Source organism: Rhizobium sp. LCM 4573 (assembly GCF_001854865.1).
Taxonomy (GTDB): Bacteria; Pseudomonadota; Alphaproteobacteria; order Rhizobiales; family Rhizobiaceae; genus Neorhizobium.
On record NZ_MDDW01000001.1, the window covers coordinates 954,976 to 969,468 of the forward strand.

Consider the following 14,493-nt stretch of genomic DNA (forward strand, 5'->3'; position numbering starts at 1 on the left):
ATGCCGACGCTCTATTCCATCCAGTATCTCAGGGCATTCGCCGCGATCGCGGTGGTGATCTTTCATGCTGCCCACCGCATGGGCCTGCCGTTTACGATTGGCGCCGCCGGTGTCGATATCTTCTTCGTCGTCAGCGGCTTCATCATGATGGCGATCAGCGACAGCCGCCCGGCTTCACCCGCGAGTTTCTTCCGAAACCGCCTCCTGCGCATCGCACCCACCTACTGGATAGCGACCGTGGTGATGGTCCTCGGCGCGATCCTCGGCCTCTTTCCCAACCTGAAGCTCGATCCGGCACACATCGCCGGATCGTTCCTGTTCATTCCGGTCGCCTCGCCCAATTCCGGAAACCTCTGGCCGGTGCTGGTTCAGGGGTGGACGCTGAATTACGAAATCTTCTTCTATGCGGTCTTCGCGCTCGTCCTGTTCCTGAAACCGGCACTGCGATTGTCCGCTCTGGCGCTTCTATTCAGTCTGCTCGTCGTCGGCGGCGCCCTGCTACGGCCGGAAAATCCGCTCGCCGGTTTCTATACCGCACCGGTCATCCTGGAATTCGTGGCCGGCGCCGCCATCGCGAAAATCTGGCAGGCCGGACGCCTCCCCTCGCCCTGGATCGGCCTGCTTCTCGTTTGCCTGTCGATTGCGGGCTTTGCCACGATACACCTGATGCGGTTTGAATTCGATGCCTGGACCTGTGGCCCGCTGGCGATCATGCTCGTTGCCGGGGCGCTTGCGATAGAGGTCCACGGCAAGCTTCCGAAATTCCCGGCGCTCACCTATCTCGGCGACAGCTCCTATTCCATCTATCTCTGGCACACATTCGCGATCTCGGTCGTCGCGGCCATCGGAACCGCGCTTTCGCTCTCCGTGCCCGCCATCGCGCTCGCCGCTGTCATTGTCGGCACCATAGCCGGCATTGCCGCCTATGAATGCCTGGAGCGGCCGATCCAGCTCCTCCTCAAGGGGAAACGCTCCGCGCTGTGGCGTCTGCCCCTGCGCAACCAGGCCGGGCGGACGCCTGCTCAGTAATTCCGGCCGTCAGGCGAGGRAATCGGCCCGATGCGGCGTGAAGCTGTCGATCAGCCTGCCGGCTTCGAGCGCCACCACGCCGTGCACCACGTTCGAAGGCACGATGAAGGAGTCTCCTGCCGAAAGCGTCGCCTTCTCGTCACCCACAGTCACCTCGAACTGCCCCTCCGCGACATAGCTTGCCTGCACATGGGGGTGCGAATGCAACGCACCCACACCACCCTTTTCGAAGGTGAACTCCACCATCATGAGTTCATCGGTATGAAGGAGGACACGGCGCTTGTTGCCGCTCCCGAGATCGGTCGTCTCGCCTTCGTTCTGCCGGGAAAATATCTTGGTCGTCATATCATTTCTCACATCAAAGGGATTGGAGCCGGCAAGCCCGGCCCCCTCGAAAATCACCGCAGGACATCCATCGGCACGACTTCGACGTCGGTGTAATCGACATTGTCTCCCGCCATCGCCCAGATGAAGGCATAGTTGGCAGTGCCGCAGCCGGAATGGATCGACCACGGCGGGGAGACCACCGCCTCCTCGTTGGCCATCACGATGTGTCGTGTTTCCGTCGGCTCTCCCATGAAATGGAAAACTCTCGCCGTTTCCGGCAGGTCGAAATAGAGATAGGCTTCCATCCGCCGGTCATGCACGTGGCAGGGCATGGTGTTCCATACCGAGCCGGTGGCCAGCTGCGTCATGCCGACCACGAGTTGGCAGGTCTTGACGCCTTCCGGATGAATGAACTGGAAAATCGAACGCTCATTCGATGTCGTCTGGCTGCCCAGGTCGAGGCGCTTGGCATCACCGATTCGGATGAGCTTGGTCGGGTGTTTCTGATGCGCCGGCGCGCTGAGGAGGTAGAATTTCGCCGGGCTAGACGCGTCGTCGGAGGAAAAGCTCATGTTGCTGCCCATGCCGGCATAGAGCATGTCGCGCGGGCCGAGCGGGAACTTCTCGCYGTCCACCTCGATCGAGCCAGCCCCCCCGATATTGACGGCGATCAGCTCACGCCGTTCCAGAAAGCTCTTGGTGCCGAGCGGCCGGATCGTTTCCAGCGCCAGCGGCTCGCCAGCAGGCGTCGCCCCGCCAACCACCATCCGGTCGTAATGCGTGTAGGTGAGATTGATCTTTCCAGCTTCGAACAGCCCGCCGATATGGAAATTTTCGCGTAAGTCCGCGCTTCCCATCTTGGCGGCGGTCGCCGGATCGAACGCATTACGGGTGGTGTGGCGGATGTGGCTCTCGGTCATGGTATCCTTCTTCCTTCCTGGTATCACGATCGGTCGGCACGCACGTTCGCACGGCCAAATCGGTATTCGGTCTTCTGGTCGTTCAAACGCTCCCGGTAGCGCTGCTGGCTCGCGGTGAGATGATGCCGCATGGCATTCCGGGCGGCCTCAGGATCTCCGGCGGAAATGGCCTGCAGGATACGAAGATGTTCCTGCTGAAGCCCTTCCTGATACTGCCGGCTCAAGGTGCTATCGGTTCCCCAGGGCGAGGTGATGTCGCAGGGGATGGCCCGTATGCCGAGGGCATCGAGAACTTCGACATAGAAGGGATTGTTGGTGGCTTCCGCGATCGCCTTGTGGAACATGAAATCGCTTCTTCCAGTCGTCTTGCCCTTTTCAAGCAGCCGGTCGAATTCGAAAAAGGCTTCCTGGATCGCCGCTTCCTGCGCGGCATTGCGGCGGACGGCTGCAAGACCCGCACTTTCGATCTCAAGCCCCATGCGCACCTCGAGGACGTTTATCRCATGCGATATCTTGCCTATGTCCTGGGTGATCGAACTGAATGCCATGGCCGGCCGCTCGCAGACGAACATGCCGGCTCCCTGCCTCGATTCCACGAGCCCGTCGGCCGCAAGGCTGGCGATCGCCTCGCGCACGACGGTCCGGCTGACGCCGAACAGCTCCGTCAGCTGACTCTCGGTCGGCAGCCTCTCGGCCGGACCGATTTCCCCCGACAGGATTTTCGAGCGGAGGGCGGCGACGATCCGCTCCGAGAGCTTGGGCTTCCGCTCGGCCCGTGAAGTCGCGGTCAGGTCGCTTGCCATGTCCATCCTTTACCGGAATACACTCGGCAGCCACAGCGAGATGGCCGGTATATACGTGACCAGGCCCAGGACCACGATGCCGGCCAGATAGAAAGGCCAGATCGAGCGCATCGCCTCCCAGACCGTTATCTTGCCGACCGCGCAGGCCACGAACTGCACCGCTCCCACGGGCGGCGTATTGAGGCCAATACCGAGATTGAGGATCAGGATCACGCCGAAATGCACAGGATCGATGCCATAGGCGACGACGACCGGCAGGAAGATCGGGGTGCAGATGATGATCATCGGCCCCATGTCCATGAACGTGCCGAGCAGCAGCATGAGCAGGTTGAGCAAGAGCAGGATCATCAAGGGATCCTGCGAGATATTGTTCAATAGGTCGATGAGCTGCGCCGGCACCCGGAGGTAAGCCATGAGCCAGGAGAAAGACGCCGCCGTGCCTATGATGAGGAGCACCATGGCGGTGGTGCGCACGGCACCCAGCGTCGAATGCACGAAGTTTTTCCAGCTCAGCGAGCGGTAAACCAGCAGCGTCACGAGAAACGCGTAGAAGACCGCGATGCACGAGCTTTCCGTCGCCGTGAAGATACCGGAGCGCACGCCGCCGAAGATGATCCCGATCAGCATCAGGCCCGGCAGCGAGTTGAGGAAGAAATAGCCCACGCGGCGGAAGCCCGGGAAAGTCTCCGTCGGGTAGCCACGGCTTCGGGCGACGAAATAGGCGGTTACCATGAGTGCTGCCGCAAACAGCAGCCCTGGCACGATGCCGGCGGTGAAGAGGTCGGCGATCGATATCTTCCCGCCGGCCGCGATCGAATAGATGATCATGTTGTGCGACGGCGGCAGGAGAAGCGCGATGAGCGCAGCCATGGACGTGACGTTGACCGCGTAATCGGCGCCGTAACCGCGAGCCTTCATCTGCGGGATCATCAGCCCGCCGACTGCGGCAGCCTCCGCAACCGCGGAGCCGGAAATGCCACCGAAAAGCGTCGAGGCGGCGATGTTCACCTGCCCAAGTCCGCCACGCATATGCCCGACCAGCGAGCCTGCGAAGGCGACGATGCGTTGGGCGATACCACCGCGAACCATCAGGTCGCCGGCATAGATGAAGAAGGGAATGGCAAGCAGCGTGAAGACGCTCATGCCGGAATTCATCTGCTGGAAAATGACCAGCGGCGGCAGGCCCATATAGAGGATGGTCGCGAAGCTCGCCACGCCGAGGCAGAAGGCGATCGGCGTGCCGATCAGCATCAGGAGCGTGAAGGTTCCGAACAGGATCCAGTTTTCCATGGCTCAGACCTCCTTGACCTGATCGAGTGCCGGGATCGGCTCTTCGGTCACCGCATCGGCATCGACGTCGAAGCCGGAAAAGCGCAATACCAGCCGCTCCAGGGCGAAAAGGCTGATGAGCAGGCCACCGCCTACCAGAGGCAGATAGCGGATGCCTTCGGGAATGCCGAGTGCCGGCAGGCGTGCCCGCCACTGGAGCTGAACCAGTTGCCAGCCGTAGACGATCATCCCGACGGCAAAGGCCAGCACCACCAAATCGGAGATCGCGCGCAGATATTTCTTGCCGCCCGGAGGCAGGGCATAGAGAAGGACATCGAAGCCCAGGTGATAATTCTCGCGCACGCCGACGGCGGCGCCCAGGAAGATGAACCAGCTCATCAGCATGACGGCCGTGAGTTCGGTCCAGGTATTCGTCCAGTTCAGTACATAGCGCACAAAAACCTGCCAGAACACGATACAGGTCATGAGGACCAGTCCCGCGCCCGCGATATAAAGTGCTCCGTTGCAAATCCTGTTCAACAATCGGACGACGGCGTTCATGCGCGGCCTTTCGGCCGTATCATGCGCCTCCCCGATGCTTTTAGCTTCTGCCATCACCGTTCCCGCTTTTTCATTTGCCTTATGGGAGACAGGCGAACCCGTCTCCCGAGCATCGGAGCCCGTTACTGGGTTTCCTGAATGCGCTTTACGAGATCCTGAAGCTTAGGATCGGTGACGTGCTTGTCGTAGACCGGTTTCATCGCATCGATGAAGGCCTGCTTGTCGAGCTCGTTGATCTTCGATCCGCCGGCTTCGACTGTCTCTCGGGACTTGGCGACCTGCGCGTCCCAGAGCTCGTACTGCTTCTGGACGCTGTCCTTCGCTGCTTGCCTGAAAATCGTCTGATCTTCAGGGGAGAGCTGATCCCAGCGCACCTTGGACATCACCAGAACTTCCGGAACGATAAGGTGTTCATCGAGCGAGAAGAACTTGGCGACTTCCGCATGCTTGGCGGTGTCGTAGCTCGGGAAGTTGTTCTCGGCGCCGTCGATAACGCCCGTCTCAATGCCCGTATAGACCTCGCCATAGGGCATCGGGGTCGCGCTGGCGCCGAGTGCCGCCACCATGTCGACGAAGATGTCGGACTGCATGACGCGGAACTTCATGCCTTTCAGATCATCGATCGAGGTGATCGCCTTCTTGGAATTGTAGAAGGAACGGGCGCCGCCGTCATAGAAGGCGAGGCCCACCACCCCATGCGGCTCGAAAGCGGCAAGGATCTCGTCGCCGATCGGTCCGTTCATCACCTTGCGGGCATGTTCCACCGAGCGGAAAATGTAGGGAAGCGATGGGATAGTGGTCTCGGGGATCAGCCCGTTCCAAGGCCCCATCGACACGCGGTTGAGATCGATCACGCCTGTGCGGACCTGCTCGATCGTATCCGCTTCCTGGCCGAGCTGAGCGGAATGATAGACCTCCACTGAATAGCGGCCGCTGGTGCGCTCCTTGATAAGCTCACCGAAGTACTTGACCGCCTCGACTGTCGGATAACCGTCCGGGTGGGTGTCTGATGACCGCAGCACGGTCTGCGCTCCGGCCGTCCCCGCGAACGACAACGCGACCACCGCGGCAGCCGCAGCTAATTTCCTGAAATGCAACATGGTTTCCTCCCGTTTGCATGGCGCCCTCGCGCCTTCGAAGCCGACGCGCCTTAACCGCGGATCGGCAGCCTCCCTGATAAAGTCGAACTCCTCTTCACTCCCCTCCCTTCCCCTTGTGCTTATGTTGCAAAGGAGATGGAGTGCCGGGTGATCGTCTTCTCGGCTTCGCATCGAAAAGCCCATAGCGCTGCGGCCGAGCGCTTACGCCCGTCCCAACCGTCATGTCATTCAGATGCGAACACGATACCGCCCTCCTCGGCTCCTCATATGGCTAAGGCACAACCGATGGCGATGTCAACATACAAGATATCACAATTTGTATGATGACTTATTTCGAGGCAGTGAGGGTGTCAGCCGGAGAGACCAAGCTTCGAAATTTGGGGCGATCTAAGCCGGTTTCTGGATCGCCTCGGTCAGCTTCTTGCGCCGAAGCAGCATGCCGTAGAGATCGCGYGGCTCGTCCGGATCGGCAAGCAGGTCGAGGTTTTCGTAGAGGCTGGTACCGRCAAGCTTGTCGCGGACATAGCGCAACGCTGAGAAATCCTCGGTCGCGAAGCCGACGCTGTCGAACAGCGTCACTTGGCTGGCGCCGTCCCGGCCCCTCGCCAGTCCTGTGATGACCTGCCACAGCTCCGTCACCGGATGCTCGGCCGGCATCTGCTGGATTTCACCTTCGATCCGCGTTTGCGGCGGGTATTCGACGAAGATATCGGAGCGGAGCAGGATGTCGCGGTGCAGTTCCGTCTTGCCGGGGCAATCGCCGCCGACGGCATTGATGTGAACGCCGGGCCCAACCATGTTGTCGGTGAGAATGGTGGCGTTCTGCTTGTCGGCGGTAACCGTGGTGATGATCTGCGCGCCCTCGACCGCCTCCTCCGAGCTTCGGCAGGAATGGATTTCGAGGCCGAGCCCCTCCAGGTTGCGCGCGCAACGTTCGGTGGCCTGCCGGTCGATATCGTAGAGACGCAGTTTTTGGACACCGAGAAGCGCCTTGAAAGCAATCGCCTGGAACTCGCTCTGGGCGCCATTGCCGATGATCGCCATGCAATCCGCCGTCTTCGGCGCGAGATGTTTCGCTGCGACGGCCGAGGTCGCCGCCGTGCGGAGCGCCGTCAGAATGGTCATTTCCGAGATCAGCAGCGGATAGCCGCTGTCAACGTCCGAGAGGACCCCGAAAGCAGTCACCGTCTGGCGGCCGCTGCGCGTATTCTTGGGATGGCCGTTCACATATTTGAAACTGTAGAACCGGCCATCGCTGGTCGGCATGAGCTCGATCACGCCCTCATGCGAATGGGAGGCGACGCGCGGTACCTTGTCGAAAGCCTCCCAGCGCCGAAAGTCGGCCTCGATATAAGCGGCAAGCTCGGCGAGAAAGGTCTCGACCCCGATGCCGAGCACCAGGTCCATCATGTTCTCGACGCTGATGAACGGCACGATGTTCAAATTGGGCAGGGCGGGCATATCGGTTCCTATCCTTGGCGCCGGGCAAACGGCGCTTCTCCGCGGCTGCGGCACGCGGTCATCCGGATACGGAAAAGGATTATGCGGCCGACAGTCTTCCATGCGCTAAGCTGCCACGAATAGGCCGGCATGCCAATTGGATAAGTTATGCCGAATTGAACTCAGCCGAGCGCCACCCCATTGGTCGCGACATAAACCGAATAGAGCGAATTCGTCGCCGTGATGAACAGGCGGTTCCTTCGCGGACCGCCGAAAGTGAGGTTCGCCACCGTCTGCGGCACCAGGATCTTGCCGAGAAGTGCGCCTTCGGGAGAGAAGCAGTGGACGCCGTCTCCCGCACTCGTCCAGACATTGCCGTGGATATCCACGCGGAAACCGTCCGGCAGTCCGTTGTCGAGGCAGCAGAAGACGCCGCCATCCGTGAGCTTCCGGCCGTCGACGACATCGAAGACGCGGATATGGCGCGGCGCATTGACGTTGTGGCTGGAGGCCGAATCCGCGACATAGAGCCTGCTCTCGTCCGGCGAGAAGGCGAGGCCGTTCGGCTGGCCGAAATCGGTGACCACAGCGTCCAGCTCGCCGGTCTGCGGATCGAGGCGGTAGACATTGCGCGTCGCCTGCTCCGGCTCCGCCTTGAAGCCTTCATAGTCGGATTTGATGCCATATGTCGGATCGGTGAACCACACGCTGCCGTCCGAACGTACCACCACGTCGTTCGRCGAGTTCAGCCGCTTGCCCTGATAGCTATCCGCGAGAACAGTGAGCGAACCGTCGATCTCGGTGCGCACCACCCGCCTGCCGCCATGCTCGCAGGAGATCAGCCGCCCCTGCCGGTCGCGGGTATTGCCGTTGACGAAATTGGAGGGCTCCCGGAAGACGGAAACCCCGCCATCCGGCACGAAGCGCAGCATCCGCTGGTTCGGAATATCGCTCCAGATCAGGCAGTTGAGATCGGCAAACCAGACGGGCCCCTCTGCCCAGCGGCAGCCGGAATAGAGCTCTTCCAGCCTCGCACTGCCGACGATCAGATGCCGGAAGCGTTCGTCATGGATTTCGTAGATAGAGGGGGTCTGCGGCATGATGATTGTCCGATTGAAAGTGGCTTATCGGCCGGCCTGTCGCCCGCCGGCAACGAGGATGACCGCAATGATGATGAGGCCTGTCAGGATGAGGCGGAAGCCGGCGCCGAAACCATAGGTGTTCAGCATCGAGACCACCAGGAACATGAAGAGCGAAGCGCCCCATATGCCTGGAATGTTGGAATTGCCGCCAGCGACCGCCGTACCGCCGATCACCACGACGGCGATCGACAGCAGCAGATATTCGCCGCCCATGTTGAGCGCCGCCCCGCCCGAGAAACTCGCGAGCAGATAGCCGCAGATGGAAGCGAGTACAGCGCAGAGAATATAGGTGACGAGCCTTGTGCCATCGACCGGAATACCCGTCATTCGGGCGGCGAACATGCTTTGGCCGATCGCCGAAATCCACCGGCCGTAAATGCTCTTCTCAAGCAGGAGCCAGGCCACTGCGGAAAGGATCAGCGCCACGATCGCCACATTCGGAATGYCGAACAGGGTGGAGGTGGTGAAATTCGCGAGGATCTCCGGCGGTTTGATGCGCAAGCCGCGGTTCGCCCAGATCGCCGTCGATTGCACGATGAAGCTCATGGAAAGCGTCGCGATGATCGGCGGTATCCGCAGGAGCTTGATGAGTGCATAGTTGCCGACGCCGACCGCGATCCCGAGCATGATCGAGATGAGCAGGCCGACCACGATCATGCTGTCTTGAACATCCATCAGCTTCAGCGCCAGCGTGCCGGAAAGCGTCATGGTCGCCGGAACCGAAAGGTCGATATTGCCGGGACCAAGCGTGATGACGAACATCTGCCCTATGCCGACGATCACGTAGAAGGATGCAAAGGTGAGCGCCGCCTGCGACAGCCCGAACGCGCTTGCGCCGCCGGTGAACAGCACGGTCACGATCCAGACGATGGCGGTTGCGGCGAAAGACCATATCCACGGCCTGGAGGGGAGCGAGCGGAAGAGGTTCATCGATTCTTCTCCCGTTTCTCGAGCCGGTTCAAAAAGAGCCGCAGCGCCAGCACCACGATCAGGATCGCGCCCTGTGCACCGATCTGCCAGTCCGGCGAGATACGCATGAAGGAGAGGAAGGAGCCGGCAAGCGTCAGCGTCAGCGCGCCGATCACCGCCCCGATCGGGGAAACCTTGCCGCCGACGAATTCGCCGCCGCCGAGGATGACGCCTGCTATCGAGAGCAGCGTGTAGCGTAAGGCGATATTGGCATCCGCCGAGGTTGTCAGTCCCACCAGCGCAATGCCCGAAAGCACCGCGAAAAAGCCTGCCAGTGCGTAGGCTCCCGCGCGAATGCGGATCACCGACCAGCCGGCCCGCTCGACGGAGCGGAAATTGCCGCCGACACCCCGGATCAGCACGCCGAAGGAAGAACGCATGATGAGGAAATGCGTGACGACGGCTATGATGACGCTGGCCACGATCGCCATGGGAACGAACGGTGGCCTTGAGGTCATCACCCAGCGTACCCAGCCGGGAGCCTCGCCGCCGGGCGCGGGCAGTATCAGGACCGCAAGCCCGCCCCAGATGAAGCTCATGCCGAGCGTCACGACGATCGAGGGAAGTTCGCGGAGGTGGATGATGATGCCCATAGCGGCATAGACCGCGATGGCACAGAGGAAAATCAGGATGCCGATTGCGGGCGAGGCCTGCAGGAAGGTGGCCGTCACGCAAGCACAGAAGCTGACGAAAGTACCCATCGAAAGATCGAGGTCGTTGACCGCGATGATGAGCATCTGCGCAACCGTCGCAAGCGCGATCGGCACCGCCAGATTGAAGAGGAGGTTCAGCCCCGTATAGCTCATTGCCCGCGGCTGCATGTAAAAGACCGCGGCGAGCAGAACGGCAAGCGACAGGGCCGGAATGATGAGGCGGATAGTTCCCGAGGAAAGCTTCATGCCGCCTCATCTCCATGGAAGGATGCGGCAAGCACGTTTTTCTCGGTGATCTCGTCGCCTGTAAGTTCCGCGACGATCGCGCCCTCTCGGAAGACATAGACACGGTCGCAAAGGCGAATTTCGTCCATTTCGGTGGAATACCAGATGAAGGTTCGGCCGGATTTCGCCTCGGCACGAAGGATTTCGTAGACTTCCTGCTTGGTGCCGACATCCACGCCGCGCATCGGATCGTCCATCAGCACGATCTTCGCGGTCGTCGCGAGCGCACGGGCAAAAAGCACCTTCTGCTGATTGCCGCCGGAAAGCGACAGGATGCGGTTCACCATATCGGGCGTGCGTATCTCGATGCGCTTCTTCCAGCTCGCGCCAAGCAGATCCTCGCGGCTTTGATCGACCAGGCTCCGGGAAGAAAGCTGGCCGAGCGAGGCGATGCTGAGGTTCTTCAATATGCTCCAGAGTGGAAATGTGCCGTTGAGACTGCGATCGCCGGCAACGAAGGCGATATCCCGCTGCCTTTCCGGCCACCAATTGCTGTTGCCGGAAAGATAAAGGTCGAGCAGCGCCTCCGTCTGTCCGTGCCCGCCAAGGCCCGCAAGTCCTATCATCTCGCCGCGATGGGCCTCGAAGGGGAGGCCGTGTCCCTTTCGCGGCGGCATCGTCAGGACGGGCGCACAGCTTCTCGCCGTCGCGGACCGCTGCCATTCCAGTTCACGCACCACATTGCCCATCGCCTCTACCAGGCTGCGCGTCGAGAATTCTTTCGCCGCACGATCCGCGACCACGCGGCCATCCTTCATCACCACGATGCGGTCGGAAGTAGAAAGGATTTCGCCAAGAATATGGGAAATGAGGAGCACCGCTCCGCCCTCCGAGACGAAACGGCGGATATAGGCCATGAGCTGTGCCGCAAGCCCCGCATCTAGCGAGGAGGTCGGCTCGTCGAGAATGACCAGTTTCGGGCGCTCGTTCGCACCGGAAAAACTGATGGCGATCTCCACCATCTGGCGCTCGGCGATCGAGAGATCGTCCACCGTGCTGTCGCAATCGATGCCGTGACCGGGAAATATTTCCTCGAGCTGCCGTCTGACGAGCTCAAGGGCGCGGGCGCGCCAGTTCCAGCCCTTGAGTTCGCTATGCGTCACGCGGACGTTTTCGTTCACCGTCAGGTTCGGGCAGAGCGACAGTTCCTGGAAGACGCAGCGTACGCCATTGGCCCGCGCCACGGAAATTCCGTGCTCGCCGGAACCGCCGCCATAGCTGACCTCGCCCTCATGCGGACTGAGGCCGCCATTGATGACATTGACGATCGTGGATTTGCCGGCGCCGTTATGGCCGACCAGCCCGACGCATTCGCCGGCATGGATGATGAGATCCGCCCCGTCCAGCGCTTTGACGGCGCCGAACGTCACCTTGATGCCGCGCGCGGCAACCACCTCTTGTTTCAACACGGCTTCAGTCATGCGGGATCATGATCGGTATTCGGCAAGGTAACATCGGAAACGACGGGAGCGGTTTCGGAAGAAACGCCCCCGCCGCATAAGAGCACTTCAGGCCGTCACTTGGCCTCGATCACCTTCTGGGCGTCCTCCAGCGAATACTCCACATTCGCCACGCCGCCCTTCTGGGTATTCGCCAGATTGGCTTCCAGATTGTCCTGATCGATACGCAAGAACGGCACCACGAGGTCCTTCTTCACGTCCTTGCCGTCGAGGATCTGCTGGGCCACCCAGAAGGCAAGCGTCGAGACACCGGGCGCAATCGAGACCGACATGGTCTCGTAGCCGTCCTTGTCCTTTTGACTCTTCCACCAGACCAGCTCGTCCTCGCGATTGCCCATGACGATGGTCGGCGTCGGGCGGTTTGCGGCGGCAAAGGCCTGGGCAGCGCCATATCCGTCGCCTCCCTGCGTCACGACCGCGGCGACTTCGGGAAGGCTCGGAAGGATGCCCGCAACGGCGCGCTGGGCCACATCCTGAGCCCAGTCGCCGTTGACCGAGCCGACGATCTTGAACTGCGGGTTCTTCTCGACGCCGGCCTGGATGCCCGCATGGATTTCATCATCCACCGAAACGCCGGCAAGGCCTCGAATTTCAAGCAGGTTGCCGCCGTTCGGCATCTTCTTGGCGAGATATTCGATCTGGCTTTCGCCCATGGCCTTGAAGTCCACGGCGATGCGCCAGGCGCAAGGTTCGGTCACGATGCCGTCGAACGAAACGACGGTAATGCCGGCGTCGCAGGCTTCCTTGATCGCACCGTTCAGAGCGGTCGGCGATGCCGCGTTGACGACGATCGCGTCATAGCCCTGCAGGATGAGGTTCTGGATCTGCGCGGCCTGCTCGGTCGCCTGGTTTTCAGCCGTGGTGAAGGGATCGGCCGCGGCCACGATGCCCTTTTCCACCGCCTCCTTGGTGATCTTATCCCAGCTCGTCAGCATCGCCTGCCGCCAGGAATTGCCGGCGTAATTGTTGGATAAGGCGATCTTCTTGTCGGCCGTGTCCGCGAGCGCGGAAACCGGCCCTGCGATGCACGCGATGGCGACCGATGCGAACAGCATCTTCCCGATAGTCATGATTTCCTCCCTAAAGCTCCCTCGGGGGTCACTTCGGTCCGCTCCTCAACGGCCATCCGAAGATAATGATTGCGCTGAGCCCCCTATGCTCAGTAAAGCCAGCATGGAGGAGAATTCAGGTGCTGTATAGGCGCATACAAGCAAGCCGTTTGCGGGCTTTCGCGCAAAATCTGCGGGTTCCCGCAGGACAAGCGCCCAAAGCTGGCGCTTAATTGCACGTGAAGGACTTGGAGGAGGTCCGCCGATGCTCAACCGGGCGCAGAATTCGCTGTTCGACCGCTATCTCGGCATTTCCCGGCTGCTGGCGGGCCAGCTCGATTTCCACTCGATCATCCAGGCGGTGGCCGTGGAGATCAGCCACATCATCCCGCATGACCATCTCGACGTCTGCATCAAGATGCTGGACGGCAAATACCACATCGCTTACGAGAGTGGCTTGGAGACCGCCTGGAGCAARCATCCGCCTGCCCTCTTGACCGGCAGCCCGATCCGCACGCTTCTTACGGGCGAAGCCGATTTCCTTCTGTCGCCGGATGCCTGTTCCGATCCTCGCTTCCATTTCGACGGCGCCTTTTCGAGCCCGATAATAGAGCTGTCGCTGCACAGCCGCCTGCATGTGCCGCTGAAAGCGCAAGGGAGCATCATCGGAGCGCTGAGCTGTTCCAGCCACCAGATCGACGCCTACACAATGGAAGACGTTGAGAACGCCCGTTCGATTGCCGATCTTCTTGCTCCCTATTTTTTCGCATTGCGGGCCGCCGAACAGGCCAAGCTTTCCGCGATCGTGGAAGCAGAAGCCCGCGCCCGAGAGGAAGGGCTGAGACTTGGTGCGCTGAAACTTACCGAAGCACTCGAGGCCGAGCGCCAGCGGATCGGCATGGACCTCCACGACCAGACACTCGCCGATCTCACAAGGCTGACGCGGCGCATGGAGCGTCTGAYGCGCCTGCCGGATATGCCTGGCGAGACGCTGGAACCCCTGTGCCGCGCCATGCAGCAATGCATGCACGACCTGCGCCAGATCATCGAAGAGGCAAAGCCCTCCGTCCTCCAGCTCTTCGGCGTCGCCGAAGCGATCGAAAACCACCTCGACCGTTCAGGCCGTGACAGCGGCCTGCCCATCAAATGGCGGATGATCGATGAAAGCGACGGAGCGCTTCAGGGCCTCGACCAGACGGTTGCGACCGCCCTGTTCCGCATCGTACAGGAAGCCGTCAACAACGCCATACGGCATGCCCAGCCGCAGGACATCATTGTCCGTCTCCGCAAGCTGGAGCGATCCCTCCTGGTGGAGGTGATCGATGACGGCGACGGCATGGAGGACCCGCACGGTCAGAGGGGGCATGGGATCGACAATATGAAAACGCGGGCCCGCCTGATCTCCGCGAAATTCGAGATGGGCCGGAACAATAACGGCAACGGCACTTTCGTCAGGGTCGCGCTGCCCGTCGAGCCGTAACCATTC

Annotated in this window: 14 protein-coding genes; 2 read left to right on the forward strand and 12 right to left on the reverse strand. The window is 61.1% G+C overall.

Features of this window, described 5'->3' with window-relative positions; translation table 11 throughout:
- Entirely contained in the window at positions 1-1,029 is a 1,029-nt protein-coding gene (locus LCM4573_RS04775) for an acyltransferase (RefSeq protein WP_071004940.1), read from the forward strand.
- Between the two features lie 9 nt (positions 1,030-1,038).
- Here the strand turns inward: LCM4573_RS04775 and LCM4573_RS04780 are convergent, their stop codons facing one another.
- The 12 genes from LCM4573_RS04780 to LCM4573_RS04835 form a co-directional block, all read right to left on the reverse strand.
- Positions 1,039-1,374 (reverse strand): cupin domain-containing protein, encoded by a 336-nt coding sequence (locus LCM4573_RS04780; RefSeq protein WP_071005189.1) that lies wholly within the window; start codon positions 1,372-1,374, stop codon positions 1,039-1,041.
- Positions 1,375-1,427: 53 nt separating this feature from the next.
- Positions 1,428-2,276 carry a 5-dehydro-4-deoxy-D-glucuronate isomerase gene (gene kduI, locus LCM4573_RS04785; protein ID WP_071004942.1) on the reverse strand — a complete coding sequence of 283 codons (849 nt, stop codon included), beginning with the start codon at positions 2,274-2,276 and terminating at the stop codon, positions 1,428-1,430.
- A 23-nt stretch (positions 2,277-2,299) separates the two neighbouring features.
- Positions 2,300-3,079, reverse strand: coding sequence for a FadR/GntR family transcriptional regulator (locus tag LCM4573_RS04790; RefSeq protein ID WP_071005190.1), 780 nt, complete (start codon positions 3,077-3,079; stop codon positions 2,300-2,302).
- 9 nt (positions 3,080-3,088) lie between these two features.
- On the reverse strand, positions 3,089-4,369 hold the full coding sequence (locus tag LCM4573_RS04795; RefSeq protein ID WP_071004944.1) for a TRAP transporter large permease: 1,281 nt from the start codon (positions 4,367-4,369) through the stop codon (positions 3,089-3,091).
- Between the two features lie 3 nt (positions 4,370-4,372).
- On the reverse strand, positions 4,373-4,909 hold the full coding sequence (locus tag LCM4573_RS04800; RefSeq protein ID WP_071005191.1) for a TRAP transporter small permease: 537 nt from the start codon (positions 4,907-4,909) through the stop codon (positions 4,373-4,375).
- A 122-nt stretch (positions 4,910-5,031) separates the two neighbouring features.
- The gene (locus LCM4573_RS04805) at positions 5,032-6,009 is read right to left on the reverse strand and encodes a TRAP transporter substrate-binding protein (protein WP_071004946.1); all 978 of its coding nucleotides are present in this window, start codon (positions 6,007-6,009) and stop codon (positions 5,032-5,034) included.
- A gap of 387 nt (positions 6,010-6,396) precedes the next feature.
- Entirely contained in the window at positions 6,397-7,470 is a 1,074-nt protein-coding gene (locus tag LCM4573_RS04810) for an ornithine cyclodeaminase (RefSeq protein WP_071004948.1), read from the reverse strand.
- Positions 7,471-7,631: 161 nt separating this feature from the next.
- Positions 7,632-8,549, reverse strand: a complete 918-nt coding sequence (locus tag LCM4573_RS04815; protein WP_071004950.1) for an SMP-30/gluconolactonase/LRE family protein — start codon at positions 8,547-8,549, stop codon at positions 7,632-7,634.
- Positions 8,550-8,573: 24 nt separating this feature from the next.
- Positions 8,574-9,521 (reverse strand): ABC transporter permease, encoded by a 948-nt coding sequence (locus LCM4573_RS04820; RefSeq protein WP_071004952.1) that lies wholly within the window; start codon positions 9,519-9,521, stop codon positions 8,574-8,576.
- Positions 9,518-10,459 (reverse strand): ABC transporter permease, encoded by a 942-nt coding sequence (locus LCM4573_RS04825; RefSeq protein WP_071004954.1) that lies wholly within the window; start codon positions 10,457-10,459, stop codon positions 9,518-9,520. Before LCM4573_RS04825 ends, LCM4573_RS04820 begins: the two co-directional genes overlap by 4 nt.
- Positions 10,456-11,919, reverse strand: a complete 1,464-nt coding sequence (locus LCM4573_RS04830; protein WP_071004956.1) for a sugar ABC transporter ATP-binding protein — start codon at positions 11,917-11,919, stop codon at positions 10,456-10,458. Before LCM4573_RS04830 ends, LCM4573_RS04825 begins: the two co-directional genes overlap by 4 nt.
- A gap of 95 nt (positions 11,920-12,014) precedes the next feature.
- On the reverse strand, positions 12,015-13,028 hold the full coding sequence (locus LCM4573_RS04835) for an ABC transporter substrate-binding protein (protein WP_071004957.1): 1,014 nt from the start codon (positions 13,026-13,028) through the stop codon (positions 12,015-12,017).
- 244 nt (positions 13,029-13,272) lie between these two features.
- Here LCM4573_RS04835 and LCM4573_RS04840 point away from each other — a divergent pair, with 244 nt between their 5' ends.
- Positions 13,273-14,487, forward strand: coding sequence for a sensor histidine kinase (locus LCM4573_RS04840; RefSeq protein ID WP_071004959.1), 1,215 nt, complete (start codon positions 13,273-13,275; stop codon positions 14,485-14,487).
- Positions 14,488-14,493 lie beyond the last annotated feature (6 nt).

Coding starts and splice junctions, on each gene's coding strand:
- LCM4573_RS04775 (WP_071004940.1), top strand. CDS start 1: ATGCCGACGCTCTATTCCATCCAGTATCTCAGGGCATTCGCCGCGATC.
- LCM4573_RS04795 (WP_071004944.1), bottom strand. CDS start 4,369: ATGGAAAACTGGATCCTGTTCGGAACCTTCACGCTCCTGATGCTGATC.
- LCM4573_RS04800 (WP_071005191.1), bottom strand. CDS start 4,909: ATGAACGCCGTCGTCCGATTGTTGAACAGGATTTGCAACGGAGCACTT.
- LCM4573_RS04805 (WP_071004946.1), bottom strand. CDS start 6,009: ATGTTGCATTTCAGGAAATTAGCTGCGGCTGCCGCGGTGGTCGCGTTG.
- LCM4573_RS04825 (WP_071004954.1), bottom strand. CDS start 10,459: ATGAAGCTTTCCTCGGGAACTATCCGCCTCATCATTCCGGCCCTGTCG.
- LCM4573_RS04830 (WP_071004956.1), bottom strand. CDS start 11,919: ATGACTGAAGCCGTGTTGAAACAAGAGGTGGTTGCCGCGCGCGGCATC.
- LCM4573_RS04835 (WP_071004957.1), bottom strand. CDS start 13,028: ATGACTATCGGGAAGATGCTGTTCGCATCGGTCGCCATCGCGTGCATC.